General features: G+C 72.3%; 24 protein-coding genes. 11 read left to right on the top strand and 13 right to left on the bottom strand.

What is annotated here, in order from left to right; genetic code table 11:
• Nucleotides 1-878 precede the first annotated feature (878 nt).
• On the top strand, nt 879-4097 hold the full coding sequence (locus tag OIM89_RS12215; protein ID WP_264491259.1) for a sacsin N-terminal ATP-binding-like domain-containing protein: 3219 nt from the start codon (nt 879-881) through the stop codon (nt 4095-4097).
• Nucleotides 4098-5253: 1156 nt separating this feature from the next.
• On the opposite strand, the gene OIM89_RS12210 is transcribed toward OIM89_RS12215, so the two are convergent.
• Nucleotides 5254-6513 carry a cytochrome P450 family protein gene (locus tag OIM89_RS12210; protein WP_151168492.1) on the bottom strand — a complete coding sequence of 420 codons (1260 nt, stop codon included), beginning with the start codon at nt 6511-6513 and terminating at the stop codon, nt 5254-5256.
• Nucleotides 6514-6872: 359 nt separating this feature from the next.
• Here OIM89_RS12210 and OIM89_RS12205 point away from each other — a divergent pair, with 359 nt between their 5' ends.
• Complete coding sequence (locus OIM89_RS12205; protein ID WP_047471205.1) at nt 6873-7733, top strand: DUF5707 domain-containing protein; 861 nt, start codon at nt 6873-6875, stop codon at nt 7731-7733.
• Nucleotides 7734-7828: 95 nt separating this feature from the next.
• On the opposite strand, the gene OIM89_RS12200 is transcribed toward OIM89_RS12205, so the two are convergent.
• Together OIM89_RS12200 and OIM89_RS12195 are read right to left on the bottom strand one after the other, a co-directional pair.
• Entirely contained in the window at nt 7829-10267 is a 2439-nt protein-coding gene (locus tag OIM89_RS12200) for a cation-translocating P-type ATPase (RefSeq protein ID WP_264491258.1), read from the bottom strand.
• Nucleotides 10268-10435: 168 nt separating this feature from the next.
• Nucleotides 10436-10711, bottom strand: coding sequence for a DUF2530 domain-containing protein (locus OIM89_RS12195; protein ID WP_030698089.1), 276 nt, complete (start codon nt 10709-10711; stop codon nt 10436-10438).
• A gap of 357 nt (nt 10712-11068) precedes the next feature.
• Here OIM89_RS12195 and OIM89_RS12190 point away from each other — a divergent pair, with 357 nt between their 5' ends.
• A complete protein-coding gene (locus OIM89_RS12190) occupies nt 11069-12514 on the top strand; it encodes an NCS2 family permease (protein ID WP_030698088.1) in 1446 nt (481 codons plus the stop codon).
• A 73-nt stretch (nt 12515-12587) separates the two neighbouring features.
• Here OIM89_RS12190 and OIM89_RS12185 read toward each other — a convergent pair whose 3' ends face one another.
• Entirely contained in the window at nt 12588-12851 is a 264-nt protein-coding gene (locus tag OIM89_RS12185) for a hypothetical protein (protein WP_030698087.1), read from the bottom strand.
• A 198-nt stretch (nt 12852-13049) separates the two neighbouring features.
• On the opposite strand from OIM89_RS12185, the gene OIM89_RS12180 reads away from it, so the two are divergent.
• The 3 genes from OIM89_RS12180 to thpR all read left to right on the top strand — a co-directional run bounded on the left by OIM89_RS12180 (nt 13050) and on the right by thpR (nt 15615).
• Nucleotides 13050-13487 (top strand): MarR family winged helix-turn-helix transcriptional regulator, encoded by a 438-nt coding sequence (locus tag OIM89_RS12180; RefSeq protein ID WP_003950034.1) that lies wholly within the window; start codon nt 13050-13052, stop codon nt 13485-13487.
• 111 nt (nt 13488-13598) lie between these two features.
• Nucleotides 13599-14945, top strand: coding sequence for an MFS transporter (locus tag OIM89_RS12175; RefSeq protein ID WP_030698085.1), 1347 nt, complete (start codon nt 13599-13601; stop codon nt 14943-14945).
• A 79-nt stretch (nt 14946-15024) separates the two neighbouring features.
• Complete coding sequence (gene thpR, locus OIM89_RS12170) at nt 15025-15615, top strand: RNA 2',3'-cyclic phosphodiesterase (protein ID WP_030698084.1); 591 nt, start codon at nt 15025-15027, stop codon at nt 15613-15615.
• A gap of 219 nt (nt 15616-15834) precedes the next feature.
• Here thpR and OIM89_RS12165 read toward each other — a convergent pair whose 3' ends face one another.
• Nucleotides 15835-16830 (bottom strand): aldo/keto reductase, encoded by a 996-nt coding sequence (locus OIM89_RS12165; RefSeq protein WP_030698083.1) that lies wholly within the window; start codon nt 16828-16830, stop codon nt 15835-15837.
• Between the two features lie 88 nt (nt 16831-16918).
• Here OIM89_RS12165 and OIM89_RS12160 point away from each other — a divergent pair, with 88 nt between their 5' ends.
• Together OIM89_RS12160 and OIM89_RS12155 are read left to right on the top strand one after the other, a co-directional pair.
• Nucleotides 16919-17422 (top strand): hypothetical protein, encoded by a 504-nt coding sequence (locus OIM89_RS12160; protein ID WP_030698082.1) that lies wholly within the window; start codon nt 16919-16921, stop codon nt 17420-17422.
• A gap of 31 nt (nt 17423-17453) precedes the next feature.
• Nucleotides 17454-17786: a YkvA family protein gene (locus OIM89_RS12155; protein WP_030698081.1), complete on the top strand. Its 333-nt coding sequence runs from the start codon at nt 17454-17456 to the stop codon at nt 17784-17786.
• Between the two features lie 10 nt (nt 17787-17796).
• Here OIM89_RS12155 and OIM89_RS12150 read toward each other — a convergent pair whose 3' ends face one another.
• Nucleotides 17797-18807, bottom strand: coding sequence for a teichoic acid biosynthesis protein C (locus OIM89_RS12150; RefSeq protein WP_264491257.1), 1011 nt, complete (start codon nt 18805-18807; stop codon nt 17797-17799).
• A gap of 197 nt (nt 18808-19004) precedes the next feature.
• Here OIM89_RS12150 and OIM89_RS12145 point away from each other — a divergent pair, with 197 nt between their 5' ends.
• Nucleotides 19005-19442 carry a hypothetical protein gene (locus OIM89_RS12145; RefSeq protein ID WP_047471195.1) on the top strand — a complete coding sequence of 146 codons (438 nt, stop codon included), beginning with the start codon at nt 19005-19007 and terminating at the stop codon, nt 19440-19442.
• Nucleotides 19443-19508: 66 nt separating this feature from the next.
• On the opposite strand, the gene OIM89_RS12140 is transcribed toward OIM89_RS12145, so the two are convergent.
• Nucleotides 19509-19856, bottom strand: a complete 348-nt coding sequence (locus OIM89_RS12140) for a hypothetical protein (RefSeq protein WP_030698078.1) — start codon at nt 19854-19856, stop codon at nt 19509-19511.
• 292 nt (nt 19857-20148) lie between these two features.
• On the opposite strand from OIM89_RS12140, the gene OIM89_RS12135 reads away from it, so the two are divergent.
• Entirely contained in the window at nt 20149-20817 is a 669-nt protein-coding gene (locus OIM89_RS12135; protein WP_264491256.1) for a hypothetical protein, read from the top strand.
• Nucleotides 20805-21839 carry a hypothetical protein gene (locus OIM89_RS12130; RefSeq protein ID WP_413747418.1) on the top strand — a complete coding sequence of 345 codons (1035 nt, stop codon included), beginning with the start codon at nt 20805-20807 and terminating at the stop codon, nt 21837-21839. The genes OIM89_RS12135 and OIM89_RS12130 overlap by 13 nt, the downstream gene beginning before the upstream one ends.
• Before the next feature lie 38 nt (nt 21840-21877).
• Here the strand turns inward: OIM89_RS12130 and OIM89_RS12125 are convergent, their stop codons facing one another.
• The 6 genes from OIM89_RS12125 to OIM89_RS12100 all read right to left on the bottom strand — a co-directional run bounded on the left by OIM89_RS12125 (nt 21878) and on the right by OIM89_RS12100 (nt 26770).
• Nucleotides 21878-22663 carry a hypothetical protein gene (locus OIM89_RS12125; protein WP_217466302.1) on the bottom strand — a complete coding sequence of 262 codons (786 nt, stop codon included), beginning with the start codon at nt 22661-22663 and terminating at the stop codon, nt 21878-21880.
• Nucleotides 22656-22958 carry a hypothetical protein gene (locus OIM89_RS12120; RefSeq protein WP_030698074.1) on the bottom strand — a complete coding sequence of 101 codons (303 nt, stop codon included), beginning with the start codon at nt 22956-22958 and terminating at the stop codon, nt 22656-22658. Before OIM89_RS12120 ends, OIM89_RS12125 begins: the two co-directional genes overlap by 8 nt.
• Complete coding sequence (locus OIM89_RS12115) at nt 22948-24444, bottom strand: C2 family cysteine protease (RefSeq protein ID WP_264491255.1); 1497 nt, start codon at nt 24442-24444, stop codon at nt 22948-22950. Before OIM89_RS12115 ends, OIM89_RS12120 begins: the two co-directional genes overlap by 11 nt.
• The gene (locus tag OIM89_RS12110; RefSeq protein ID WP_030698072.1) at nt 24444-24785 is read right to left on the bottom strand and encodes a hypothetical protein; all 342 of its coding nucleotides are present in this window, start codon (nt 24783-24785) and stop codon (nt 24444-24446) included. The genes OIM89_RS12115 and OIM89_RS12110 overlap by 1 nt, the downstream gene beginning before the upstream one ends.
• A 202-nt stretch (nt 24786-24987) precedes the next feature.
• Complete coding sequence (locus OIM89_RS12105) at nt 24988-25863, bottom strand: nitroreductase/quinone reductase family protein (protein ID WP_047471187.1); 876 nt, start codon at nt 25861-25863, stop codon at nt 24988-24990.
• Between the two features lie 217 nt (nt 25864-26080).
• Nucleotides 26081-26770 carry a GDSL-type esterase/lipase family protein gene (locus OIM89_RS12100; RefSeq protein WP_264491254.1) on the bottom strand — a complete coding sequence of 230 codons (690 nt, stop codon included), beginning with the start codon at nt 26768-26770 and terminating at the stop codon, nt 26081-26083.
• Nucleotides 26771-26796: the final 26 nt, after the last annotated feature.

The raw sequence follows: 26796 nt of genomic DNA, 5'->3' as shown, positions 1-26796 counted from the left end.
AGATGGCCTCAATCGCCGGCCAGGCTGCTTTCTTGTGGCTGGGCTCCGCCCCGGCCTTCCGACCGTGCCCCTGCGGGTCACTGATTGGCCTCAAGCGCCGGCCGGGCTGTGGGGTTCGCGGTTCGTTCGCCGTGTGGGTCGGGCGGGGCCGGGCCGGGGTACCTCCTCACAAACTGCATGGTGCGGGGTCAGTTGGAGTATGGCGGCCGTGTGTGCAGTTTGCTGCGGGGGCACCCCGACCCGTCCCCGCCCTTCCGTCTCGTCGGCGTCGTCCCGCCGGTGGGAGGGGAAAAACAAGGCCGTCACCGATTGATCTTTGTGGCCAGCTGAAGTGACGACCGTGGTCGCTGTGGAGAGGCCCGGCATTGGTGACGGCCTCGTCCGCCCCTCCGGCGGTCTGCCGCGTACGAGACCGTGGGGTGGGGTCGTGTCGGGGTGCCCCCGCAGCAAACTGCACACACGGCCGTCTTGAAGCGACTGACCCCGCACCTTGCAGTTTGTGAGGAGGTACCCCGGCGCGGCCCCGCCCCACCCCCGCACCGGAGGAACCGCGAACCTGACAGCCCGGCCGGCGTTTGAGGCCATCTTTGACCGGCACGGTCGAGACGGAGCCCGGCTACCGACAGCCCGGCCGGCGATTGAGGCCAATGGCCCGCGGGGGCACAGGGCAGGCGAGTCGGGGACGGAGCCCGGAACAGCCCGGCCCCGCCGGAGGCAAGCCCATCGGGGACCGGCACAGGCAAGCCGGGCCCAGCCGAAAGACAGCCCTGCCGGACAGGCGGCCTCGCAGAAGGGCGCCCCCCATTTGGAGCGCTCCGCGCTCCCGAGGCAGGCTTGCCCCCGATCAGCAGGCGCAGCCAAGCCCCGGAGGAGCAACGGTGACCCACCCCACCCCCGCCCAGGAGGGCAAGGACCCCTTCGGTACCGCCCGCCGCAGGCGGACCGTGCTGCACTCATGGGCCGCCTCCCCGGCCAGATTCCGCGAGGACGCCAACGCCGAGGAAGACCTCGCCCTCGGCGGCTACCGCGACCGCCTCGTCGTCGAACTGGCCCAGAACGCCGCCGACGCCGCGGCCCGCGCGGGCACCGACGGCCGCCTCCGCCTGACCCTGCACGAGAGCGCCGGCACCCACGTCCTGGCCGCGGCCAACACGGGCACCCCCCTCGACGCCACCGGCGTCGAATCCCTGTCGACGCTCAGGGCGTCCGCCAAGCGCCCGGCCACCGAGGCCGCCCCAGGGGCCGGCCCGAGCATCGGCCGCTTCGGCGTCGGCTTCGCCGCCGTCCTCGCGGTCAGCGACGAACCGGCCGTACTGAGCCGCACCGGCGGCGTCCGCTGGGACCTGGCCCAGGCCCGCGAGGCCGCCCGCGAGGTGGCCCGCCACAGCCCGGGCCTCGGCGACGAGCTGATCCGCCGCGACGGCCATGTCCCCTTGCTGCGGCTCCCGTTCCCCGCCGAGGGCACCCCGCCCGAGGGGTACGACACGGTGGTCGTCCTCCCTCTGCGGGACGCGGCCGCCCAGGACCTGGCCGAACGCCTGCTGGCGGGCGTGGACGACGCCCTGCTGCTCGCCCTGCCGGGGCTGACCGAGATCGTGGTGGAGACCCCGGAGACGACCCGCGTCCTTCGCCGCCGCGACGAAGACCCGTACGTCGTCATCGAGGAGACGGCCGGCGAGGCCGGAGCGACGGGCACCGGAGCGACGGGCACCCCGGCCGAGACGCGCCGCTGGCGTACCGCGACCACCGGCGGCCCCCTGGCCGCCCCCCTCCTGGCCGACCGCCCGGTCGAGGAGCGGCTGCGGCCGTACTGGTCGGTGGTGTGGGCGGTCCCGGTCGACGCCGAGGGCGCCCCGGTCCGCCCGGCGACCGCCCCGGTCGTCCACGCCCCCACGCCCAGCGACGAGCCGCTGGGCGTGCCCGCGCTGCTCATCGCCTCGTTCCCGCTGGACACCGCCCGCCGGCACGTCGCCCCGGGCCCGCTCACCGACTTCCTGGTGGCCCGCGCCGCCGAGGCGTACGCGGGGCTGCTCGGCGCCTGGCGCCCGGTCGGCCCGGCCGCCGTCGGCCTGGTCCCGGGCCCGTTGGGCCAGGCCGCCGTCGACGGGGCCGTACGCGCCGCCGTACTGGAGCTGCTGCCGCGTACGGCCTTCCTCCCGCCCGCCCTGCCCCCGGCCGGGCCGGACGAGGAGCCCGGCACCGACGTACCCCTCCTGCGCGCCGACCGCCCGGAGGCGCTGCGTCCGATCGAGGCGGAGCTGGTGGAGGGGGCGGGCGAGGCGACGGTACGGGTCCTCGCCGAGGTGCTGCCGACGCTGCTGCCCGCCGGGCTGGAGCGCCGCGCCGAGCTGCGCACCCTCGGGGTGGGCCGGCTGTCACTGGGGGAGGCGATCGACCGGCTGGCCGGCGTGGAGCGTTCCCCGGCCTGGTGGTACCGGCTGTACGACAGCCTCGCCGGGGTCGACCCGGACCGGCTCCAGGGGCTGCCGGTGCCGCTGGCGGCCGGGTCCACGGCGGGCAGCCCGCGCCAGGTGCTGCTGCCCGGCCCGGCCGACGGGCCCCGGCCTGCCGCGCTGGCCCGCCTCGGCCTGAAGGTAGCCCACCCGGAGGCCGCTCACCCGCTCCTGGAGAAGCTGGGCGCGCTGCCCGCGACGCCGCGCGCCGTGCTCCGTACGCCGCAGGTGCGCGCGGCCGTCGCCGAGTCGCTGGAGGGCGACGGGTACGCGCTGCGCGAGGACGCCCCCGACGCCGAGGAACTGGCAGAGCTGGTCCTGACGCTGGCCCGCGACGCCGAACTGGTTCCCGGCGACGAGCCGTGGCTCGGGGCGCTCGCGCTGCCCGACGAGGACGGCGAACTGTCGCCCGCCGGTGAACTGGTCCTGCCAGGTGGTGAGTTCGCCTCCGTCATGCGGGAAGGTGAACTCGCGGCGGTGGACGAGGAGTGGGCCGAGCGCTGGGGCGAGCAGCCACTCGCCGCCTGCGGCGTCCTGGCCCGCTTCACCCTGGTCCGCGCCACCGACGTCGTCCTCGACCCGGACGAACTGGAGCCGCGCGACACCGACTTCGCCGAACCGGACGACGTGGGGCTGCTCGACGCCGTAGACGTCTGGTGCGAGGACGTCCTCGACCAGCTGCCGGACGGTCCCGTCCCGCCGGTCGCCACCGAGATCACCGCCGTCCGCGACCTCGACCTCGTCGACGACGACCGCTGGCCCGAGGCGCTCGCGCTGCTCTCCCGGCCGCCGCTGCGCGACGCGCTCACCCAGCCGGTGCGCGTGCTGCTCCCCGACGGCACCACCGAGTCGGTCCGGCCGTACACCGCCTGGTGGCTGCGCGGCCACCCCGTCCTCGACGGCCGCCGCCCGGCCGGCCTGCGCGCCGCCTCCGGCGAGGCGCTGCTCGCCGGGCTCTACGACGAGGTGGACGCGGCCGGTTTCGACGACGCGCTGGTGCTGCGCGCCCTCGGGGTACGGACCACTGCCGGCGCGCTGCTCGACGAGCCCGGCGGAGCCGCCGAACTCCTGGACCGTCTCGCGGACCCGGACCGCGAGGTTCCCGCCCGCCAACTGCACGCCCTCTACGGCCTGCTGGCCGAGCTCGACCCCGAGGAGGTCACGCTCCCCGACGAGTTGCGCGCCGTGGCCGACGGGGTCGTGACGGTCGTGGACGCCCGTGACGCGCTGGTCGCCGACGCTCCTGATCTGCTGCCCTTCGCCGCCGGGCGTCCTCTGCTGCCGGTCGCCCCGGCGCTGGCGGCGCGGCTCGCCGAACTGCTCCAGGTGGGGCGGCTCTCCGAGGCGGTGCGGGTCTCCCTCGCGGGGGAAGGGGTGGAGTATCCGGTGCCGGAGGCTGTGCGTGAGCTGCTCGGGGACGGGGTTCCCGCCTCCTACCGGGAGCACGACGAACTCCTCGCCGACGGGGTCGAACTCGACTGGCACCTCACGGCCGCCCGGGTGCTGCACGCCGCGACCCTGGAGGGGGTTGCCGCCGGGCTCGCCTGGGCTGCGGGGCAGTGGCCCCGCCGGTTCGAGGTGGCCGCGCTTCTGGAGGACCCGTCCCGCAGGGCCGAACTCTCCCGCGACCGCTGGTTCGACTGAAACCCACCCGCCGCCCATTCCAGCTCGGCTCGCCTTCGGCTCGGCTCCGTCCCCCCGTCCGGGTCCTCGACCGTCCCGGTCCCCGGCGGCCTCAAGCGCCGGCCGGGCTGGGCCGTGGCTGCGCGCCGCGTCTGGGGGGGCCGGTCTTTGCCCGTGCCCGGTCACCGATTGGCCTCAGGCGCCGGCCGGGCCGGGGTGGTCGCGCTGTGGCTGGGCTCCATCCCGTCTGCCCCGCCTTGACCCTGCGGGTCACCGATTGGCCTCAAACGCCGGCCGGGCTGGGTTGGGCTGCGGTAGGGCTGGGGTCCGCCTTCGCCTGCCCGCCTCGGCCCAGCGGGTCACCGATGGCCTCAGGCGCCGGCCGGGCTGGGGTTCGGTGGGGTGTGGCTGCGCGTGGCTTCCCGGCCTTCCGGTTGTGACCGTGCCGGTCACTGACTGGCCTCAATCGCCGGCCGGGCTGTGAGGGTCGCGGTTTCTCCGGTGCGGGGGTGGGGCGGGGCCGCGCCGGGGTACCTCCTCACAAACTGCATGGTGCGGGGTCAATTGGAGTATGGCGGCCGTGTGTGCAGTTTGCTGCGGGGGCACCCCGACACGTCCCCGCCCCACGGTCTCGTACGCGGCCGACCGCCGGTGGGTGGATGAGGCCGTCCCCGATACCGGGCTTCTCCACAGCGACCACCGTCGGCACTTCAGCTGGTCACACAGATCAATGGGTGGCGGTCTGTCTTTTCTCCTCCCACCGGCGGGACGACGCCGGCGAGACGGAAGGGCGGGGTCGTGCCGGGGTGCCCCCGCAGCAAACTGCACACTGAGCCGTCTTGAAGCGACTGACCCCGCACCATGCAGTTTGTGAGGAGGTACCCCGGTGCGGCCCCGCCCGACCCAGACGGCGAACGAACCGCGAATCCCTACAGCCCGGCCGGCGTTTGAGGCCAATCGTTGACCCGCAGGGTCAAGGCGCGGCAGGTCGAGACGGACCCCAGCCACAGCGCAACCGAACCAAGCCCGGCCGGCGCTTGAGGCCAATCGGTGACCGGTGCGAGCGAGACGGAGCCCAGCCGACAATCAGCCCGGCCGGCGCCTGAGGCCAATCGCGGACACGGGCAACAAGGCACCCCCCGTTGCGAAGGCACCCCCGGTCGCGGCGCGGCCGCGTTCAGCCAGGCCGGCCGGCGAGGCCGGCCCCGTGGAGCCACACGGGCAAGTGCCGGTGCCCGTTGGAGATGAGCGAGGGGAACGGGGGCAGGCCCTCAGCGGGCAAGTCCAGGGCGAGCCCTGGAAAGCGGGCGAAGAGCAGGCGCAGGCAGACCTCGACCTCCAGCCGAGCCAGCGGCGCCCCCACGCAGAAGTGGACCCCGTGCCCGAAGGCGAGGTGCTCCTTACCGGGGCGCCCGGCGTCGAAGACGTCGGCGTCATCGTGCCAGCCGGGATGCCGGTTGGCCGCCGCGTAGGAGGCGAGGATGGCCTCGCCCCGGGCGATGGTCCGCCCGTCCGGGAGCGGGATGTCGCGGACGGCGTACCGCAGGGGCAGGTGTTTGACGGCGCCCTCGTGACGCAGCGTCTCCTCGACCACGTCGGACCAGCCGACCCGCCCGGACCGGACCAGGCCGAGCTGGCCGTCGACGCTCAGCAGCGCGTACACCGCCTGGTCGATGACGTTGACCGTGGTCTCGTACCCGGCGCTGATCACCAGCAGCAGCGTGTCACGCAACTCCTCGTGCGAGAGGGCTGGTTCGGACCCCTCTTCGTCCGGGGTGGCGAGCAGCAGCGAGGTGAGGTCGTCGCCGGGTTCGGCGCGGCGGGTGGCGATGAGCTGGTCGAGGACGACGTAGAGGGCGCCGGTGTTGGTCATGGCCTCCTCGCGGCTGAGGGTGGTGTCGAAGACACCGTCGACCACGGCGCGGAAGTGGGCGTACCGCTCCTCGGGTACCCCCATCAGGTGGCCGACGACGGCGACGGGCAGCGGGTACGCCAGCTTCTCGCGCAGGTCGACGGGCGCGTCCGGCGGCAGAGCGGCCAGCTCGTCGAGCAGCCCGGCGGTGATCCGCTCCACCACGGGCCGCAGCGCCGCGACCCGGCGGGCGCTGAAGGCAGGCGCGATGATGCGGCGCAGCCGCCGGTGGTCGGCGCCGTACGAGGTGAACATGTTGCGTACCGCGACCCAGAGCGCAAGCGGCCAGCTCTGCACGGTCTCGGCGAAGGCCGGCCAGTGCGCCCGCCCGTCCTTGGAGACGTCCGGGCTGGTCAGCAGGGTTTTGAGGAGGGCCGGGTCGCTGACCGACCAGGCCGGGACGCCGAGGACGTCGACGCGGGTGGCCGGGCCGCGGGCGTGCAGGGCGCGGTGTTCGGCGTGCGGGTCGGCGCCCGTGGGGTCGAGGACGAGGGGTTCCTGTTCCGGTGGGGCGGAGGACGTCATGGTGGTCAGCTCCTTGGCCGGACGACGTGGCTGCTCCCCAGCGTTGGGGGCGGCGCGGGCGTGCGGACAGGGGGCACGGAGAGCAGGTGGTGGCGGTTCCGGGCGCGGGGGTGGGCGTTCGGGAGCGGGGCGTGCGCCCACTGTGCGCGGCCGGGTCGGACGGGGCCGAGTCGGTTCGGGTCAGGGCACGGCCCCCATTACCCCTCTGTTCACAGAAAAGTCGAACTGTCCTGCAACCCTTCACATGTCCCGGTGGTCTTGTCTGTCGAGTCATGGGACTCGACAGGCCGGGCGGGCTCGTACCGCCGCGGTCTGGGGACGGCCTCCACGGGGGCCCTTCTCCACTTGGGGAAACACACATGCGTATTCGTGCCACTGTTGCCGTCGTCAGCGGCGCCCTGGCCCTGTCCGCTCTCACCGGCGCCGCCGCCCAGGCCGCCCCGGGACCCGACCGCGAGCGGATCCAGTTGCCCACCGCGGAGTCGGTGTTCGGCAAGCAGGCGACGGCGAAGAGCAAGGGCTTCAAGGCCGCCGCCGTGCCGAAGGTCTCGAAGGTGACCGTCAACGGCGGCAAGGACATCGTCCTCGGCACCACCAAGGCGAAGACGTTCTCGGTCAGCGTCACCGCCTCGCACGCCAGCAACATCGGGGACGCCTTCGTCTACTTCTGGCACGGCTCGACGTACGAGAAGACCGACGGCATCCTCATCCCGAACGAGGAGTACGCCTCCTGCAAGGCGTCCAGCGCCACCACCTCCACCTGCAAGATGACCTACACGGTCGACCCGCAGTGGGAGCTCATCAACGACCTGGCGGGCAGCTGGAACGTCGCGGTGGGTGTCCTGTCCGCCGACGACTCCGGCTTCGCCTGGATCGAGAAGCACAGCAAGACCCGCGTCCAGCGCTACTCCAAGCTGGTCGTGAACGCCACGCCGGAGCCGATCAAGAAGGGCAAGACCCTCACGGTCAACGGCACCCTCTCCCGCGCCAACTGGGACACCGGGAAGTACGCCGGCTACACCCAGCAGTCGGTGAAGCTCCAGTTCAAGAAGAAGGGCGCCGCCAGCTACACGACCCTCAAGACGGTCAAGAGCGGCTCCAAGGGCGCGCTGAAGACCACCGTCAAGGCCGCCTCGGACGGCTACTGGCGCTGGAGCTTCGCCGGCACCTCCACCACCCCGGCCATCAACTCCACGGCCGACTTCGTGGACGTGAAGTAAGCCGGAACGCCTGGCACACCGAGGGCCGCTCGCCCCGACGTCACCGTCAGGGGGAGCGGCCCTCGGCCGTTTCCGCGTACGGGCTACGGGATGGGTCAGACCGGCAGGCGCCGGTCGACTATCCGCCAGACCACCTCGATCAGGGCTGCCGCGATCACCGCGATGCCGACCGCCGCCCACGGCATCACCGAGCCGACCAGCCGCAGGGCGAAGAACTCCTGGAGCCACGGGACGGCGAGGACGACGAGGAAGGCGCCGGCCATCGTGGCGACCAGGCCGATCCGCCACCAGGTGTAGGGGCGGGCGATGATCGCCAGCACCCAGAGGGAGACCAGGAAGAGGGTCAGCGTCGCCGCGCTGGTCTCCGCGGGGAGGGCGTCGGGGCCCGTGTAGTACGCCCGGGCCGTCATGTACGTGGTGAAGGTGGCGAGGGCGGCGATCACGCCGCCGGGGATCGCGTACCGCATCACGCGTTTCACGAAGTGCGGCTGGGCGCGCTCCTTGTTGGGGGCGAGGGCGAGGAAGAAGGCGGGGACGCCGATGGTCAGGGTGGAGAGCAGGGTGAGGTGGCGGGGGAGGAAGGGGTACTCGGTCTGGGAGAGGACGACGAGGATGGCGAGCAGGACCGAGTAGACCGTCTTGACCAGGAAGAGCGTGGCGACGCGGGTGATGTTGCCGATGACGCGGCGGCCCTCGGCGACCACCGACGGCAGCGTGGCGAAGCTGTTGTTCAGCAGGACGATCTGGGCGACGGCGCGCGTGGCCTCCGAGCCCGAGCCCATGCTGACGCCGATGTCGGCGTCCTTGAGGGCGAGGACGTCGTTGACCCCGTCGCCGGTCATGGCGACCGTGTGGCCGTGCGCCTGGAGGGCGCCGACCATGTCCCGCTTCTGCTGCGGGGTGACCCGGCCGAAGACGGTGTTCTCGTCGAGCGTGTCGGCCAGGGCCTCCGGCTCCTTGGGGAGCTTGCGCGCGTCGTACGTACGCTCGGCGCCGGGCAGCCCCAGCTTCCCGGCGACCGCGCCGACCGAGACGGCGTTGTCCCCGGAGATGACCTTGGCGGCGACGTTCTGGTCCTCGAAGTAGCGCAGGGTGTCGGCGGCGTCCGGGCGCAGTCGCTGCTCCAGGACGACGAGGGCGGTCGGCTCGGCCCCCGCGCCCGGGTCGGCCCCGTCCAGCCCGCCCGCGGCGCGGGAGAGGAGGAGGACGCGCAGGCCCCGCTCGTTGAGCGCGTCGGTCTCGGCGAGTGCCTCGGCGCCCGGGGGCAGCAGGACGTCCGGGGCGCCGAGCAGCCAGGTGCGGTGGGTGGCGTCGCCCTCGTCGAAGGAGGCGCCGCTGTACTTGCGGGCCGAGGAGAAGGGGAGCGTGCCCGTGGTGCGCCAGCCCTCGGGGGCGGGGCAGGCGTCGATGACGGCCTGGAGGCTGGCGTTGGGCCGGGGGTCGCTGGCGCCGAGCGCGCCGAGCACCCGCCGGACGTACGCCTCGTCGGCGCCGCCGAGCGGGCGGATCGCCTGTATGTCCATGCCGCCCTCGGTGAGGGTGCCGGTCTTGTCGAGGCAGACCGTGTCGACGCGGGCCAGTCCCTCGATGGCGGGCAGCTCCTGGACCAGGCACTGCTTGCGGCCGAGCCGGATCACGCCGATCGCGAAGGCGACCGAGGTGAGCAGCACCAGGCCCTCGGGGACCATCGGGACGATGCCGCCGACGGTGCGGGCCACCGCGTTCTTGAAGTCGTTGTCGCGGACGACCAGCTGGCTGATGACGAGGCCGATCGCGGTCGGCACCATCATCCACGTGACGTACTTGAGGATGGTGCTGATCCCCGAGCGCAACTCGGAGTGGACCAGGGTGAAGCGGGACGCCTCCTCGGCGAGCTGCGCCGCGTACGCCTCGCGGCCGACCTTGGTGGCGCGGAAGGCGCCGCCGCCGGCGGTGACGAAGGAGCCGGACATGACCTCGTCGCCCGGGCGCTTGACGACCGGGTCGGCCTCGCCGGTGAGCAGGGACTCGTCGACCTCCAGGCCGTCCGCCTCGCGGACCTCGCCGTCGACCACGATCTTGTCGCCCGGGCCGATCTCGATGAGGTCGCCGAGGACGATCTCGGAGGTGGAGATCTCGCCCGGTCTGCCGTCCCGGCGCACGGTCGGTTTGGCCTCGCCGATCACCGCGAGGCCGTCCAGGGTCCGCTTGGCGCGCCACTCCTGGAAGATGCCGATGCCGGTGTTGGCGACGATGACGAAGCCGAAGAGGCTGTCCTGGATCGGCGCGACGAAGAGCATGATCACCCAGAGGACGCCGATGATGGCGTTGAACCGGGTAAAGACGTTGGCCCGGGCGATCTCGGCCAGCGAGCGGGAGCTGCGGACGGGGACGTCGTTGACCTCGCCGCGCGCCACCGCCTCGGCGACCTCCGCCGAGGTCAGCCCGGGCTCGGGCGGCACGGCGGGAGGGGCGGCGTCCGGCTCCGCCCCCGTGTCGATCCGGCTGTTCCCGGAGTCCGAACCCCCGGTGTCCACCTGTCCCCGCTGCGTCATGACACAGACGTTAAGGCCCGCGCCCGCACTTCACCGCCCGGGGGTCCAAAGATCCATCCCGGGTACGAGGCCGGGGTGGCACCGCCGTAGGGGGTGGGCCGCCGCATCCCCGACCGAGGTAGCCCCACCCCCTACGGGAGGGGTGCTACACGGGGTGTCGCAATCGGCTCAGGAGCCGGACTGCGGGGCGGTTGAGGTGGTCGAGGCAGCCCGCTTCAGCGCGACGTCGCGGCGGCGGACGTACCAGATGCCGAGGCAGCCGAGGCCCGCGCCGGCCAGGCAGGTCCAGATCCACCAGGTGTGGCCGTGGTCGGCGTACCAGCCGTAGAAGGGGAGCTGCGCGAGGAAGAGGACGAACCAGAGGATCGTGCCGCCGGTGATGGTGGCCACCACGGGCCCTTCCAGGGGTTCCGGTGCCTCGTGCCGGGGCGTCCACTTCTTCATGCCCCCAGCTTACGACCGGTCCGCCCGGCCCCCGGCGGCGCGCCCGCGCGCACCCTTCCGGCCGGTCCCGGCAAGGCCGCCCGGACCTGTGGCTTATGCCTCTACGCGCGGAGATAGCAATTTCGGGTTCATGTATTCATACTGAAACAGCTTGAGGCTGACCGTTTTCTTTCGTAAGAAGACACAAGGGCCGCAAGTATCGGTAGGTTTCCGCCCCCGGACGGGTTGATCCGCCGGTCACATGATCGTGATCCGGAGGTCATGCCTGGCTGATTCTGTGCGGTCACCACGTACCCCCGTCCCCTCGTACGGACCTCCCGCCAAAGAGCCCGTACGCCTCGCACCCCTGAGGTTTCCATGCCCACCTCGGCCCCTGCCCAGGACGCCACGTCCGAGCAGCCGAACCCGCCGTCCGGCGCGCTCGACCGCTACTTCAAGATCACCGAGCGCGGTTCCACGCTCTCCCGCGAGGTGCGGGGCGGTTTCGCCACGTTCTTCGCGATGGCGTACATCATCGTGCTGAACCCGATCATCCTCGGCAGCGCCAAGGACATGTACGGCCATCAGCTGGACAACGGCCAGCTGGTCACCGCCACCGTGCTGACCGCGGCTCTCACCACGCTGCTCATGGGCGTCATCGGCAACGTGCCGGTGGCCCTGGCCGCCGGACTCGGCGTCAACACGGTGGTCGCCCTCCAGCTCGCCCCCCGGATGAGCTGGCCGGACGCGATGGGCATGGTCGTCCTCGCCGGTTTCGTCGTCATGCTGCTGGTCGCCACGGGGCTGCGCGAGCGGGTCATGAGCGCCGTGCCGCTCGGCCTGCGCAAGGGCATCGCCATCGGTATCGGCCTGTTCATCATGCTGATCGGTCTGGTCGACGCCGGCTTCGTCTCCCGCATCCCGGACGCCGCGCAGACCACCGTCCCGCTCCAGCTCGGCGCCGACGGTCACCTCAACGGCTGGACCGTGCTCGTCTTCGTCCTCGGCGTGCTGCTGACGCTGGCGCTCATGGTGCGCAAGGTGCCCGGCGCCATCCTCATCTCCATCGTGGCGATGACCGTCCTGGCCGTGGTCATCAACGCCGTCGCCGACATCCCCTCCTGGGGCCTGACCACGCCCGAGTGGCCCGGCAACCCGGTGGCCACCCCGGACTTCGGCCTGATCGGACAGGTCAGCCTCTTCGGCGGGTTCGCCAAGGTGGGGCTGCTCACCGGCATCCTCTTCGTCTTCACCGTGCTGCTGTCGTGCTTCTTCGACGCGATGGGCACGATCATGGCGGTCGGCGACGAGGCCGAGCTGACCGACTCCAAGGGCAACATGCCCGGCATCAACAAGGTCCTCTTCGTCGACGGCATCGCCGTCGCGGCGGGCGGCGCCTCGTCCTCCTCGGCCACCACCTGCTTCGTGGAGTCCACCGCCGGTGTCGGCGAGGGTGCCCGGACCGGTTTCGCCAACATCGTGACCGGCGGCCTCTTCGCCGTCGGCCTCTTCCTGACGCCGGTCGTGACGATGGTCCCCTCGCAGGCGGCCACCCCGGCCCTGGTCGCGGTCGGCTTCCTGATCCTCTCCGGCTCGATCGGCGCGATCGACTGGACGGACTTCACCATCGCGATCCCGGCCTTCATCACCTTCATGATGATGCCGTTCACCTACTCCATCACCAACGGCATCGGCATGGGCTTCATCAGCTTCTGCGTGCTGCGCCTCGCCGCCGGCCGCGGCCGCTCGGTCCCCGCGGCGATGTACGTGGTCTCCGGCGTCTTCGCCTTCTACTACCTGATGCCCGCCCTCGGCCTCACCTGACAGGCCCCGGACCGCGCCCCGCGCGGCCGCACGGCACCGGCCCGGTCCGCCCGGCCCCCGCTCACCGCGGGGGTCAGGTGGGCCGGGCCGCGCCGTTCACGGCCCCGTCCCGCGCGGTCTCCTCCGTGACCTCCCCGGCGCCGGCCGCGCCGCCGTCCTCGGGCCCGTAGAACTTCTCGGTCTCCTCCACCGCCGTCTGGAACCGCTGGTCGAAGTCGTCCCGGATCATCGTCCGCACGACGTAGTCCTGGACGCTCATGCCGCGTCTGGCCGCGTGACCCCGAAGACGTTCGAACAGCTCTGAGTCCATGCGCAGGCTGAGTACGTGGGTGTCCATACCTGTCAGGGTCCCCGCACGTCTGGCGCGATCGTGCCGCTTTTCCCGCCCGCCTCACTCTTTCGGGTGACGACCACGTGCCCGCACGGCAGGCGCGGGGCGAGGCTGGTCACTCCTGCGGAGGGTGTCCGGGCCGGGCCCGTGACGCCCGCCACCACGAGTGGTCTTTAGGCATAGTAATGAGTTACTCTAACGACTATGCCGGACCTCACCCATGGCGAAGACGCCGACGCCGTGAACGCACTGCGCTCCTCCGTCATGCGCCTCTCCCGCCGACTCAAGCACCAGCGGGTCGACGAGTCGCTGAGTCCCACCGAGATGTCGGTGCTCGGGACCCTCGCCCGCTGCGGTACCGCCACCCCCGGCGAACTGGCCCGCAAGGAGCACGTGCAGCCCCCGTCGATGACGCGAATCGTGGCGCTCCTGGAGGCCAAGGGCCTGGTCCGGCTGGAGCCGCACCCCGAGGACCGCCGCCAGAAGGTGGTCACCCAGACCGAGGAGGCCGAGGCGATGCTCGAGGAGAGCCGCAGCAAGCGGAACGCCTGGCTCGCCTCCCTCGCCGCCGAGCTGGACGAGGAGGAGTGGGCCAAGGTCCGCGCCGCCGCCCCCGTCCTGGAGAAGCTCGCCCACCTCTGACCCGCGCCCCGGCCGGGCAGAAGCACCCCAGTACCAGCAGTACCAGCAGTACCCAGCAGCACCGATCGACGAAGACAGGCCAGACACCCCGCCACGAGGAGGCGACGTCCTTTGAGTACGGGACCCGGAGCAGACTCCGCCCCCGCACCAGCCGCCCACGACTCCACCCCGCCCGCCCCCAAGCAGTCCATGTTCAGCTCGTTGAAGATCCACAACTACCGGCTCTTCTTCACCGGACAGGTCATCTCCAACACCGGCACCTGGATGCAGCGCATCGCCCAGGACTGGCTGGTCCTCACCCTCACCGGGTCCTCGGCCGCCGTCGGTGTCACCACCGCCCTGCAGTTCCTGCCGATGCTCCTCTTCGGCCTCTACGGCGGTGTCCTCGTCGACCGGCTGCCCAAGCGGCCGCTGCTCCTCTTCACCCAGAGCGCCATGGGCCTCACCGGCCTCGCCCTCGCCGCGCTGACCCTCACCGGACAGGTCCAGGTCTGGCACGTCTACGTCACCGCGTTCGTCCTCGGCCTCGTCACCGTCGTCGACAACCCGGCCCGGCAGACCTTCGTCAGTGAAATGGTCGGACCCCGCCAGCTCGCCAACGCGGTCTCCCTCAACTCGGCCAACTTCCAGTCCGCCCGCCTCGTCGGCCCGGCCGTCGCCGCCGTGCTGATCAGCGCCGTCGGCTCCGGCTACGCCTTCCTCATCAACGGCCTCTCCTTCGCCGCGCCCATCGCCGGGCTCCTGATGATGCGGATGGGCGACCTGCACAAGGCCCCGCGCACCCCGCGCGGCAAGGGCCAGCTCCGCGAGGGCCTGCGGTACGTCGCCGGGCGGCCCGACCTGATCTGGCCGATCGTGCTGGTCGGCTTCATCGGCACCTTCGGGTTCAACTTCCCGATCTGGCTCTCCGCCTTCGCCGACAAGGTCTTCGACGGTGGCCCCGGCATGTACGGCACGCTCAACACGCTGATCGCCGCCGGCTCCCTGGCCGGTGCCCTGCTCGCCGCCCGGCGCGGCGCCGGACGGCTCCGCCTCCTGGTCGCGGCCGCAGCCGCCTTCGGCGTCCTGGAGATCGTCGCCGCCTTCGCGCCGTCCGTCTGGATCTTCGCCGTCCTCATGGTGCTGACCGGCATGTTCGGCCTGACCGTCAACGTCACGGCCAACTCCTACGTGCAGATGGCCACCGAACCGCAGATGCGCGGACGCGTCATGGCCCTCTTCATGATGGTCTTCACCGGCGGTACGCCGTTCGGCGCGCCCCTGCTCGGCTGGATCACCGACGAGTACGGCGCCCGCACCGGCTTCGCCGTCGGCGGCGCCATCTCGCTGCTGGCCGCCGTCGCCGTCGGCCTGATCCTGGCCCGCGTCGGCGGGCTGAAGGTCAAGGTCGACCTGCGCCGGGGCCACAAGCACATACGGTTCGTGCCGGACGAGAAGCGGCTGGCGCCCGCCGCCTGACCGCATCCGGACCCGCACACGGCCGCTCCCCGCACCGGGGGAGCGGCCGTCGCCGTACCCGGCCCGGCAGACTGCACCCATGGCCAGCCCCGCGCCCCGACCCCGCCTCTTCGTCGCCGTCGTCCCGCCCGACGCGGTCCTCGCCGAGCTGCGCCGCGCCACCGCCGCGCTCGACGCCCTGCCCGGCGCGGACCGGCTGCGGCCCACCGAGGCGGGCGGGCGCCACTTCACCCTGGCCTTCCTCGGCCCCAGCGACCCCGGCCGCCTGGACGGTCTCGCCGCCCGGCTCGCCCGGGCCGCCCGCCGCACCCCGCCCTTCCCGCTCGCCCTGCGCGGCGCCGGCCGCTTCGGCGACCGCGTCCTGTGGGCCCGTCCCGAGGGCGACCTGACCGCGCTGGCCCGCCTCGCCGACCGCGTCCGCGCCGCCGCCACCCGGGCCGGGCTGCCGCCCGACGCCGAGCACGCCTTCCGGCCCCATCTGACCCTGGCCCGCGTCCGCCCCGGACAGCCCCTCCGCCTCGCCCCCTACGCCGAGGCGCTGGCGGAGCTCGCGGCCGGGCCCTGGCGGGTGGACGAGGTCCGGCTGATCCGCAGCGTGCCGCCGCCCGGGGGCGTACCGGGGGCCCGGCCCACCTACGAGACGGCGGGACGGTGGCCGCTCGGCGGGTGACGGGCGGGGCGCGTGGGGTGTGTCACCCGGGGGCCGTCGTCGGCCACCAGGCCGTTAACCTCGTAGGCGTGGACCCCAAGACCAGGAACCGGATCATGGCCGGTGTGCTTGTACTGATGTTCGCCGTCATCGCCGTCTCGGCGGCCGTCGGCGCCTGACCGTACGCGCGAGAGCGCCCCCGGAACCGTTCTCCGGGGGCGCTCCGCTGCGGCTACCGCCTCACCAGGCGAACGCCTCCGGCGACGGCCCCGGGCCCGGGAAGATCTCGTCGAGCGCCGTCAGCAGCTCCTGCGGCAGCTCCAGCTCCACGGCGCGGACCGCCGAGGCCAGCTGCTCGTCGGTGCGCGGCCCGACGATCGGCCCGGTCAGCCCCGGCCGCGTCAGCAGCCAGGCCAGCGCCACCTCGCCGGGCTCCAGACCGTGCTTCTCCAGCAGATCCTCGTACGCCTGCACCTGCGCGCGGATCGTGGAGTTTGCCAGCGCGTCGCCCGAGCGGCCGTCGGTGGTGCGTGACCCGCCGCCCTCGCGCTCCTTGCGGATGGCGCCGCCGAGCAGCCCGCCGTGCAGCGGCGACCAGGCGATGACGCCGAGCCCGTACTCCTCGGCGGCCGGGATCACCTCCATCTCCGCGCGGCGCTCCGCGAGGTTGTAGAGGCACTGCTCGCTCACGAGGCCGAGGCTGCCGCGCCGGGCGGCCGCCTCGTTGGCCTGGGCGATCTTGTAGCCGGGGAAGTTGGAGGAACCGGCGTACAGGATCTTGCCCTGCTGGACCAGGGTGTCCATGGCCTGCCAGATCTCGTCGAACGGGGTGCGCCGGTCGACGTGGTGGAACTGGTAGAGGTCGATGTGGTCGGTCTGGAGCCTGCGCAGGCTCGCGTCGACCGCGCGGCGGATGTTGAGGGCGGAGAGCCGGTCGTGGTTGGGCCAGACGTCGCCGTCCGCGCCCATGTTCCCGTAGACCTTGGTGGCCAGGACCACCTTGTCGCGGCGGTCGCCGCCCTGGGCGAACCAGGTGCCGAGGATCTCCTCGGTGCGCCCCTTGTTCTCGCCCCAGCCATACACGTTGGCCGTGTCGAAGAAGTTGATGCCGTCGTCGAGGGCCGCGTCCATGAGGGCGTGGCTCTCGGCCTCGCCGGTCTTCGGCCCGAAGTTCATCGTGCCGAGCACGAGGCGGCTGACCTTGAGGCCCGTACGTCCGAGCTGCGTGTACTTCATGACTCCACAGCCAAGCCCTTCGAGTGGGCTCCAGGCAAGAGCACCGGGCGGCGTGGCTTCGCCGGGGCGCTGTGGCAGGCTCGGAGCCATGACCGAGACGACCGGGGCCCGGCCCCACCTGCTGGCGCTGCTGCGGGAGCGGCTGGCGGCCGCCGGGGACGAGGAGCGCGGCGCGCTGTGGCGCCTCGCCGAGGACGGGCGGGAGCTCGACGCCAACCTGGTCCGGCTGGCGCCCGGCGCGGTCGTCGGCGAGCACCAGGAAGCCGTCCTCGACGTGCTGCTGGTGGTCGTGGCCGGAAGCGGCCGGGTCGAGCCGGAGGGTCTGGCGCTGGAGGAGTCCGCCGTGCTGTGGCTGCCGCGCGGCTCCCACCGCTCCTTCACGGCGGGCCCGCACGGCCTCGCCTACCTCACCGTCCACCGCCGCCGCCCCGGCCTCACCATCGGTGCCGCCCCGCCCGGCACCGTCCGCGCCGCCGAACCGCCCGGCGGGGAACCACCCTGCTTCATGGACCGGGTCTGCCCCGGCTGCGGCCGCGTCTCCGAGGACCCCGCCCCGGTCTACTGCTCGCGGTGCGGCGAGGAGTACCCGTGAGCCGGCGGCCCGAAGGGGTAGGCGTGACCGCATGAGCACCGGTGAATGGATCGCCCTCGCCGTGGTCCTCGCCCTGGCGGGACTGGCGGCCGTCCTCGTCCTGCTGGTACGGGTCTTCCGGGCGCGCAAACTCCTCGCGGACGCCGGCATCCCGCTCCAGAACAAGGCCCTGTTCTGGACCGCCGTCGTCTACACGATCTCCCCCGTCGACCTGCTCCCCGACCCCATCTACCTCGACGACATCGGCTTCCTGATGCTGGCCCTGCGCTCCCTGCACTCGGCCGGCGCCCACGCCGTCGCCGCCCGCCGGGAGAAGCGGACGGCGCCGGGGCGGACCTCGCTGACCAAGGACCTCCAGGGCTAGGCCAAGGGGTCTAGATCAGGACGTTCTTGTAGAACAGGTTGCTGCGGCGGTCGCCTGCCACGCCCGAGGCGAAGCCGAGGAAGAGGCGGACCTCGCCGGCGGCCGTCCGGTAGATGCCCATGCCCTCGGGCTCGCGGAAGGTCAGCGTGGAGCCGGCGCGGGTGAAGGCCCGCTGGACCAGGGCGCCGGTGTTGACGTCGACGCTGGAGACGTAGGAGTTTCCTGGGTTCGGGTTGTCCGGGCCGTACGGGTTGCCGGTGAGCTGGTAGACGTAGCTGCCGTACAGCGCGTACCCCTGGAAGGTGCCGAGGCCCGTGGGGTGCGGGACGTCGGAGAGCGGCTTGTCGTAGACGCCGACCGCGATGTCGGCGACGTTGTAGACACCGTAGCGGCGGCCGGAGGCGGTCAGGTAGCGGATCGCCATGCGGTTGTTGACGGGGTCGATGGCGCAGGTCATCTCGGTGGCGCCGGGGATCGGCTGGTGCTTGGCGAGGGCCGGGGAGGTGCGGCTGAGCGTCGCGCCGTTGTTCCACTTGAACCGGGCCAGGCGGGTGCCGCGCGCGTTGCTGTTGACGTCCACCTCCGTCCACAGGTACGTGTCCGCGCCGACCGGCTGGGCGCCGATGGAGACGCCGTGGCCGAAGCCGAGCAGGTACATGTGGCCGAGCTTGTTGCCCGAGAAGTCCAGCTGGGTGATGCACAGGTCGCCGCTGTCGTCGGGCGAGCCCGACTTCAACTGGGCCACGAACAGCCGCCGGTTGACGATGTCGAAGGTGAACGACTGCTGGACCCGCGCGTCGTGCAGCTTCACGTGCCGGAACAGGTCGTGGGACGGCTCGGTCAGGCTGAACCGCTTGCTGGCCGGTACGGCCGCCGCCGCGCTGCCCGCGCCGAGGCTCAGGCCGAAGGCGGAGGCGGCCACGAGCCCGCCGCCGAGGCGCAGCAGCCCGCGCCTGCTCGGCAGCGGGCTCGCGGCCGCCTGGACACCGTCCCGCTCCGGTACGTCACGGAGGTCACTCACGTTGTCTCACTTCCGATGGTGGGAGTACAAGTGGTGCGATGTCGGCATCGTTGCCGTGCGGACGGGGCTTGTCCAGGGTCCGCCGCCGGGTGTCCGAGCGGGGCCCGACGGCGGCGGCATGCTTGACGTGGGACGAAGCTGCTGGCAGCGTGCCCAGCGACATCCGTCGCCGTCACCGCAGACCATCGGGGGAACCCGTGCCCAAGCGAACACCGCGAGGCCGGACCGCCGCCCTCCTCCTGTGCGCCCCCCTGCTCGCCCTCATCGCCGCCTGCGGCTCCGGCGACGACGCCCCGGCCCCCACGCCCACCGGCACCTCCGCCGAGCCCGCGCCCAGCCCCGCCACCACGGGGCCGGCCGGTCCGCTCACCGGCGTCTGGGACAAGGCCGACCCGGAGGCCCCGGCGACCCTCACGGTCAGCGACGACGGGGCCGTCACGCTCACCGCCGAGGACGCCACCTGCAACGGCGAGGCCCAGCGCGCCGGCCGCACCGCCTACACCGCCGCCCTCACCTGCACCTCGGGCCCCGACCGCACCCTCACCCTGACCCTCCCCGACGCCGATCCGGCGGAGACGCTGACGGTCACCGGGGAAGGGAAGCGGGGGCCGGGGACGTACGAGCGGACCACCTGAGCCGTTACGCGAGCGGGGCTCCCGGCGGGACCGCCAGGAGCCCCGCGTTCAGCGGTACGGCTTGGATCAGCAGGTCGAGCGGCTGTCGATGCGTATGCCGGTCAGCGTTCCGCTGTTGACGGTGTACGCCCTCTGCGGCGCGATGCAGATGGCGCTGCCGCTCGACAGGCGGACGTACGCGACATCGTCGTTGCGCGTGTTCTGGACGGTCAGGTTCGGGCCGGACGGCCTGGACGGCAGGTTCTGGTACCCGCTGGTGACGTCCTGGAACTGACCGATCCTCGTGCCGTTCTTGAAGATGCAGACGTACGGGTACGAGCAGGTGTCCGCTGCTGCCCGGACGGCTGACGAGGTGGAGGCGGAGGCGGCCGTCTGGGCGGCGACCGACAGGCCGCCCGCCATGGCCAGGGTCATGGCCACGGTGCCCAAGGTGTGTGCTCTTCTCACGTCGAACCCTTTCCTCACTGGGACGTTTCGAGGGTGGCGTCGCCCTGGAGAATCTGCCGGGGGGCCGCTCTGATCGCCAGCGGCATATCGGTCAACGGGCGCGCGCCAATTCGGCCGTCCGGCAAGGCCGTCGCCGTACCCGCGAACACTTCCGGCCCCTGTGGCGCATCGCTCCCTTGAGCCGCCTGGCGAAACCAATTGCCCCGGCGATAGCGTCAGTTCCCACAGTCCGCACTTTCGCCCCCACCGGGAGTCACACGTGATCCGCCGAACGTCGCCCGCCCTCACCGCCCTCGCCACGGCGACCGCCCTCCTCCTGACCGCGTGCGGCGGGGAGTCGTCCGAGGGGGACGAGAAGATCCCGGGGGCGGGGGAGAGCTCGGCTGAGGCTTCGGCTTCGCCGGGTGAGAAGGGGGAGACGGAGGAAGGGTTCGACCGGCCGGAGCTGAAGTTCCCGAGCGACGTGGAGTTCAAGTTCGGCTGGCAGACGCCCTCGGAGGCCAAGGAGGCGGCTGTCCTCAAGGACACCGAGGAGTACCTGAAGTCGATCATCTACGGGATCACCAAGCAGGACCCGGATGATTCGGCACACAAGTTCTACGCTGTTCCCCTCAGTCAGGCCGCCACATACGCCGAGGACCAGATCAAGCGTGCCAAGGAGGCGGGGAACACTGTCAGCGGAGTACAGCAATTCCCCTCTGCCCAGGTGAAGCTGTCCGGCACCAGGACCGCGTCCGTCACTTACTGCCAGGACGAGTCGAAGTTCTACAGCAAGACCGTGAAGGACGGAAAGGTGAAGGTGACTGAACCGAGCAACAACAGCTATTACTCCTTCACTTTGGTTCTGGAAGCCCCCTCTACCGGCGAGGGGCCGTGGCGTGCGAAGGCTATTTCCGGGAAGCAGGGGGTGGCGGAGTGCGCCGCCTGAGTCGGCAAGGTGCCGTTCTTGGGGCCGGGGTCATCCTGCTGTTCGCCGCAAGCACCCCGGCTGTGGCGGACCGTGAAGAATCTCTGGTCCCCTCCGGCGGGCAGGAGAATGGCAACCTGAACGCCCAGGTCGAAGTCATCAAGTACGACACCTCGAAGAACGGCAACGGTCCCTCGGCAGGGCCGGTGGCGGCGGTGCAGGCCGACTGGTCGCCGCCGCCCTGCTGGTATGCGCCCAGGTGGAACCCGGACGAACTCCGCGACTACTACCAGCGGACGTATCAAGCGATCGTTCACGATCCCGGTATGCCGCCAGAGGCACGCAACAAGTGGAACGAGGAGCGGCACAACTACATCGACGGGGACTACGAGGACTTCAACCAGGAGAAGGAAGGCGAGGGGATGTGGTGGGGTGCCGTGCAGAACCCCAACGCGCCTTTCGAGGAGCAGTTCGCCTGCGACCGAGTCCCCTTCTGGGCCGAAAACGGTGAAACCCCCGAGGTCGAGAACATCATCACCCCCGAGATTCTTGCCGGGCTGGCCTACGAGCAGATCAAGGTGCCGGGGACCGAGGTGTCCCTCGCCCCCGGTGGGAAGAGCAAGGTGAATCTGCCGACGTGGGCCTGGCTGGACGGTGGGGAGTTCAAGCCGGTCTCGGTGACGGCCTCGTTGGCGGTGGGTGGGCTGGACATGTCGGCGACGACGACGGCGACGCCCAAGTCCCTGCGGATCGAGCCGGGGACGAAGGACGCCCGGCTGCACCCGGCGTCGGGGGAGTGCACCATCAACGGTGACGGGTCGATCGGGGAGCCCTACGCCAAGGGGAAGGCGGAGCAAGAGCCGCCGTGCGGGGTGACCTACCTGCGCTCCTCGGGCGGCGGGGCGTACGCCATGGAGGCGACCGTGACCTGGGAGATCAGCTGGACCGGGACCGGCGTGGCGGGGCCGCAGGCGCTGCCGGACGGGACGTTCGGGAACGAGCAGGCGGTCGAGGTCGAGGAGATCCAGTCCGTCAACCGGTGACGGGCGGGGCCGGGGAGGGGCGGGGCCCCGTCCCTCCCCTAGCCGCTGGTGCGCGTGAGGCGTACGGCCTTGTCGGTCAGGGTCGCCACCTCGAACTCCACCCCGGCGAACTCCACGGTGTCCCCGGCCCGTACGTCCTCGTAGCCGGCGACGGGGACGGTGGCGCAGTTGGCGTCGAGGCCGGCGGTGCCGGTGTCCGGGTGGACGTAGGCGACCGTGACGGAGAGGCCGGTGGGGAAGCGCTGGACGCCGCCGTTGGCGAGGAGGGACAGGGTGTCGCCCTGGGCGGGGAAGCCCTGGGCGGCGGCCTTCAGGACGGTGGGGTTGGTGGTGAAGCAGAGGGCGTCGTCGGCGGCGCCCTGGCGGGGTTCGAGCGAGGTGGGTTCGGCGGCGAGGGCGGTGCGGTCCTCGGCGGACTCCGGTTCCAGGGTGACGCGGTGGGCGCAGACCTGGCGGACGGTGTAGGCGTGGCCGGAGAGGGCGACCTCGGCGCCGGGGGTCACCTTCCACTGCTGCTGGCCGGAGGTGTACGTGGCGCCGTCGCGCAGGGTGGCCGTGCGCTTCGTACCGTCGGCGGTGGCGTCCGCGTACTGCACGCCGCCTCCGCCGGGGAGTTTGAAGCCGCCGCCCCGCAGGACGTGGACGGTGGAGCCGGGGTCCTCGCCGACGCAGGCGGGACCCTTGTCGCGGGCGGCCGGGGTCGGCTTGCCGGTGTCGTCGTCGCCCTTGCCGCCGGGGTCGGGGGACGTGCCGCACCCGGCCAGGGCCAGCAGGGCCAGCGCGGCCGCAGCTCCCGTGCCGGCGCCCCGGCCGTACCTACGCATGGGCGCGCTCCAGGACGATCCGGGTGCGGTAGTCGACCTCGGTGACGCGCCAGGGGTCGCCGGTGATCTCGACGGTGTCGCCGGGGGTCAGGTCGTCGTGCTCGACGAGGGGCCGGCCGGCGCTGCTGATCTGGATGCGGCCGTGTACCGAGGGCTGGGCGAAGATCGTGGCCACGATGCGGTGGGTGCGGCCCTCGTGCTCGACGGAGTACGGGACGTGGTAGCGCAGCACCCAGCGCCCGTCGTATGCGAAGGGGTACTTGACCTGCGGTGCTGCCGCGTCGTCAGGGGACATCGAACGCCTCGGGGTAGTGGAAGTACTTGTCGAGCTGGTCCTGGCTCACGGTGATCGGCGCGTAGCCCTGCACGCCCCAGGGGTTGCCGAGGATGACCTTGCCGTCGTCGGTGAAGCCGCGCACGTAGTAGGCGTGGTTGGTGTGGTAGGTGCTGCCCCACTCCTTGGGGTGGTCCTTGTCGAGGCTCTCGTCGTCCGGGGTGGAGAGGGTGACGACCTGGCCGGACTCGTACGCCTCGCGCAGCCGGTCGATGTCCTTGTCCTGGCTCTGGCCGATGCCGAGGAAGCCGCCGGTCTCCAGGTCCTCGCCCTCCTGGCCGGTCAGGTAGGGGGCGGCCTTCTTGGGGTCGTCGCCCTCGATGCCGCCGTAGCCGCGCTCCCCCTCGCCGTCCTCGGAGTAGACCATCGCGAACGCCTTCTCGTAGTACGCGGGCCAGGTCTCGCCGTTGCCGTACGTGCTGATCGGGTTGCCGTTCTGGTCGGTCGGGAGGTCGGCGGTCATGGTCACCCAGCGGTGGTTGCCCTCCTTGTCCCAGACGCGGACGCTGACGGTGCCGTTGGGGTTCTCCTTGATGCCCTCCTCGATGAACCGGGGGTTCTGCTGGGAGAGCCCGGCCAGCGAGGCGACGTACCAGCAGTCGCCGAACTGGTTCTGGCTGACGTCGTCGGCGGAGACCCCGTCGCGGAAGAGGGGGTCGGAGGGCGGCGCCCAGTGGATGCCGTTGTTGGTCTGGCCGTTCTGGTTGTTGCCGCCCTCCTCGTACGCGCCCGTGTTGGTGAAGGTGGGCTGCATGCCGGGGAAGGCGGTCTGGAACTTGGCCACGTTCTGCGGGCTGATCCTGGAGAGCATCAGGCTCAGGGTGTCCTGGCGTTCGGCCTCGGGCAGGCCGTTCCTGTCGAACGGGTTCCAGCCGGAGTCGCCGGTGTCGGTGAGCAGTTCGTTGTAGAAGGCGAGGTCCTCGGGGGAGGACTTGGAGAAGAAGACGTCGAGTTCGGCGGCGGACAGCCCCTCCAGTTCGGCGGCGGTCTTCTCCAGGTCGTCCCGGTTGCCGTTGGTGCCGAAGTCGGTGGTGCGCAGGGACTGGAAGTCGCGCAGGGCGGCGTCGATCTTCTTCGCGTCCGGCGGCTTCTCGTCGAGGAAGACGCTGCCGTCGCGGACGGGGTAGCCGAGCTTCGCCAGTTCCGCCAGGCCCTCCATCTGCCGCACGCGCCGCTTCATAGAGCCCTGCATGTCGCCCAGTTCGCCCTGGAGCGAGCCGGGCAGGCGCCGGCGGCCGCCGAAGAGGGAGGGCATGGGGATCAGGTCGCCGACCAGGCCCTGGAGATCGGGGTCGCGGGAGGCGCTCTGGCCGGCGGGCAGGTTCTGCTGGGCGGTGGTGAGGAGGGTGGCGAGCTGGGAGTGGAGGCGTCCCGAGTCGCCGGCGAGGCGGTCCAGGTCGCCCGCGAGGGCCCGTATCCGGGCGGCGTCGAATCCGCGGAAGGCCATCAGTTGCCGCCCGCCGAGGACTTGGCCTTCTCCTTGGCCTGCCGGTCCAGCTCGTCGGCCTGGCCTTCCCAGCGGGTGGCGTCGGCCAGCAGGGCGGTGCCCATGCCGTTCAGGGTGCGCTGGTGGCCCTGGAGCTTGGCGGTGCACGCGTCGGCGTACGGGCCCTGCCAGATCGCGCCCTTGCCGTCGCCGGTGGCGGCGCGCGGGGTGGCCTTCTTCACCGGGTCGTCCAGGTACGGCCCGAGGCGGCGGGCGAGAGTGCGGGCCTCGCGGGCGCACTCCCGCAGCTTCTCGGCGCGCTTCTTCAACTCCGCCTCGCCGTCGGCGTCCTTCGGCCCCACGTGCGGTTCCTCTCCCCCGTCAGTCCGCTGCGTGCCGTGCTCCCGCCGGGCCGCCGGGGCGGACCCTGAGCACCGCGCGTGCAGCATACGACCGGCTGCCCGCGTCTCCTACGGAGAGGCGGGCGTCTCCACGCGGGGCACACAACCGGCACACTCCCCGTCCCCGGAGGCCGGGGGCGGGGAGTGGTGCGGTGTGGTCTGGTCAGGCGGTGGCTCGGAGCAGGGGGAGCAGGATCTCCTCCTCGTACGTCAGGTGGGCCTCCAGGTCGGTGATCAGGCGGTCGATGTCCGGGAGGAGGCCGGCCGGGGTGGTGTCGGTGCGGTCGAGGGTGGTGCGGAGGGCGGTCAGCAGGGTGGCGACGGTCTCGTGTTCCGCGCGGAGGCGGTCGAGGGCCGGGGCCAGGCCGGGGTGCTGCTGGGCCAGGGCGGGGAACAGGCCCCGGTCCTCCGTGGTGTGGTGGAAGTGGAGGCCGTCGCAGGCGGTGAGGCAGTTGACCTTGAGCTGGGCCGCCAGGGTCGGGCCGGACTCGGCGAACTCGCGGCGTACGATGCTCAGTTCGCGTCGGAAGGCGTCGTGGACGGCGAGCAGCACGGCGGCCGGGTCGGCGCCGGCGGGCGGGCCGGCGTCGATCTGGGTGAGGGCGACCACGGGGATGGTGCGGGTGGTCTTACGCTGGTACTCGGCCCAGCCCGGGTCGGCCTCGGCGGCGCGGGCGTAGAGGCGGTCGCGTTCCTCGCCGGTCAGGATCTCGGCGCGGGCCTCGTAGGTGAAGGTGCCGTCCTCGACGGTGAGGACGGGGTGTGCGACCAGGTTGTGGTACCAGGCGGGGTGGTGCGGGCCGCCGCCCGCCGAGGCGATGATCAGGAGGCGGTCCCCGTCGGGCAGGTAGCCGACCGGGTTGGTGTGCGGGCGGCCCGAGCGGGCGCCGGTGGTGGTGATGAGGAGCAGGCGGCCGCCTTCGAAGGGGCCGCCGACCTTGCCCTGGTTGGCCCGGAACTCCTCGATCACGCCCTGGTTGAAGGCGTGGACCGGGTGGGGTTCGGGCGTGGCGGGACCGGTGGTCGTGGTGGTGGTCAAGAAGGGTGGGCCTTTCTCCGGGCTCAGCAGGCACGCGGCGCGGGGTTGCGCGGCGGCGGGCGGGGTGGAGAAAGGTGAAGGGCGGGGCTCGTCCCCGCCTCCGCGTCAAGCGGAGGCCGGGTGCCCTACTCGTGAACGGCGCGAGGCCGACCCGGCAGTCATGGGGCCAAGCCTAGCCCAACAGCCCTGCCGTGCAACCGAGTTGTGCCGGAACGGGCTATTCCGGCAGACCGCGGTACGGGCCGCCGACGCCCCACGCCTGGTGCAGGGCGTCCGCGTAGGCCGCGGCGATGCGGTGCTCGCCGGAGGGGCCGGGGTGGGTGCCGTCGTAGGTGTCGGCGTCCAGGGTGTAGCCCGGCGGGTGGGAGGCGAGCAGGAGCGGGGAGCCGGGGCGGTCGAGGTCGGCGACGGCCTTGGCGAGGAGGGTGTTGAAGCGCGCGCAGTCGTCGGCGAAGAAGGGGTCGGTGCGGGCGCGGACGTTGGGGATGACCGGGAGGATCACGGCGCGCACGTCCGGCTTGGCGGCGCGGGCGCGGGCCAGGAAGGTGCGGGCGTGCTCGGCGGTCTCCTCGGCGTGCGCGTAGAAGCCGAGGTCTATCAGGCCGAGGGAGATGAGCAGCACGTCGGTGCGGGTGGTGGCGACCACCGGCTGGATCAGCGGCGCCATGTGCCGCCACCCCTCGCCCCACCCGGCGAGGTGGCGGCGGGCGGCGCGCGGGAACTCCGGGTCGGCGTACGCCTGCGAGGCGTCGGCCTCGTCGCCCGCGTACAGGCCGGTGCGGGGGCCGGTGATGGTGTACGCGCCGGGGCCCAGGGTCGTCTCCAGGTGCTGCCACATGCGGTGGCGCCAGGTGAAGTCCCCGGCCCGGCCGACCGTCATGGAGTCGCCGACGAAGAGGAAGCGCATGGGCAGCATCATCCCCCAGCGGGGCG

It is taken from the genome of Streptomyces sp. BI87, assembly GCF_025957665.1.
Lineage (GTDB): Bacteria > Actinomycetota > Actinomycetes > Streptomycetales > Streptomycetaceae > Streptomyces > Streptomyces albidoflavus.
This window is presented reverse-complemented; position numbering and strand designations above follow the sequence as displayed.

Excerpts from the sequence above, each read along its gene's own strand:
- OIM89_RS12160 (WP_030698082.1), top strand. The coding sequence starts at position 16,919 with ATGACCGAGACGACCGGGGCCCGGCCCCACCTGCTGGCGCTGCTGCGG.
- OIM89_RS12185 (WP_030698087.1), bottom strand. The coding sequence starts at position 12,851 with ATGGACACCCACGTACTCAGCCTGCGCATGGACTCAGAGCTGTTCGAA.
- OIM89_RS12155 (WP_030698081.1), top strand. The coding sequence starts at position 17,454 with ATGAGCACCGGTGAATGGATCGCCCTCGCCGTGGTCCTCGCCCTGGCG.
- OIM89_RS12115 (WP_264491255.1), bottom strand. The coding sequence starts at position 24,444 with ATGGCCTTCCGCGGATTCGACGCCGCCCGGATACGGGCCCTCGCGGGC.
- OIM89_RS12120 (WP_030698074.1), bottom strand. The coding sequence starts at position 22,958 with ATGTCCCCTGACGACGCGGCAGCACCGCAGGTCAAGTACCCCTTCGCA.
- OIM89_RS12190 (WP_030698088.1), top strand. The coding sequence starts at position 11,069 with ATGCCCACCTCGGCCCCTGCCCAGGACGCCACGTCCGAGCAGCCGAAC.
- OIM89_RS12200 (WP_264491258.1), bottom strand. The coding sequence starts at position 10,267 with ATGACGCAGCGGGGACAGGTGGACACCGGGGGTTCGGACTCCGGGAAC.
- OIM89_RS12195 (WP_030698089.1), bottom strand. The coding sequence starts at position 10,711 with ATGAAGAAGTGGACGCCCCGGCACGAGGCACCGGAACCCCTGGAAGGG.
- thpR (WP_030698084.1), top strand. The coding sequence starts at position 15,025 with ATGGCCAGCCCCGCGCCCCGACCCCGCCTCTTCGTCGCCGTCGTCCCG.
- OIM89_RS12165 (WP_030698083.1), bottom strand. The coding sequence starts at position 16,830 with ATGAAGTACACGCAGCTCGGACGTACGGGCCTCAAGGTCAGCCGCCTC.
- OIM89_RS12210 (WP_151168492.1), bottom strand. The coding sequence starts at position 6,513 with ATGACGTCCTCCGCCCCACCGGAACAGGAACCCCTCGTCCTCGACCCC.
- OIM89_RS12125 (WP_217466302.1), bottom strand. The coding sequence starts at position 22,663 with ATGCGTAGGTACGGCCGGGGCGCCGGCACGGGAGCTGCGGCCGCGCTG.
- OIM89_RS12180 (WP_003950034.1), top strand. The coding sequence starts at position 13,050 with ATGCCGGACCTCACCCATGGCGAAGACGCCGACGCCGTGAACGCACTG.
- OIM89_RS12205 (WP_047471205.1), top strand. The coding sequence starts at position 6,873 with ATGCGTATTCGTGCCACTGTTGCCGTCGTCAGCGGCGCCCTGGCCCTG.
- OIM89_RS12100 (WP_264491254.1), bottom strand. The coding sequence starts at position 26,770 with ATGCGCTTCCTCTTCGTCGGCGACTCCATGACGGTCGGCCGGGCCGGG.
- OIM89_RS12140 (WP_030698078.1), bottom strand. The coding sequence starts at position 19,856 with ATGACCCTGGCCATGGCGGGCGGCCTGTCGGTCGCCGCCCAGACGGCC.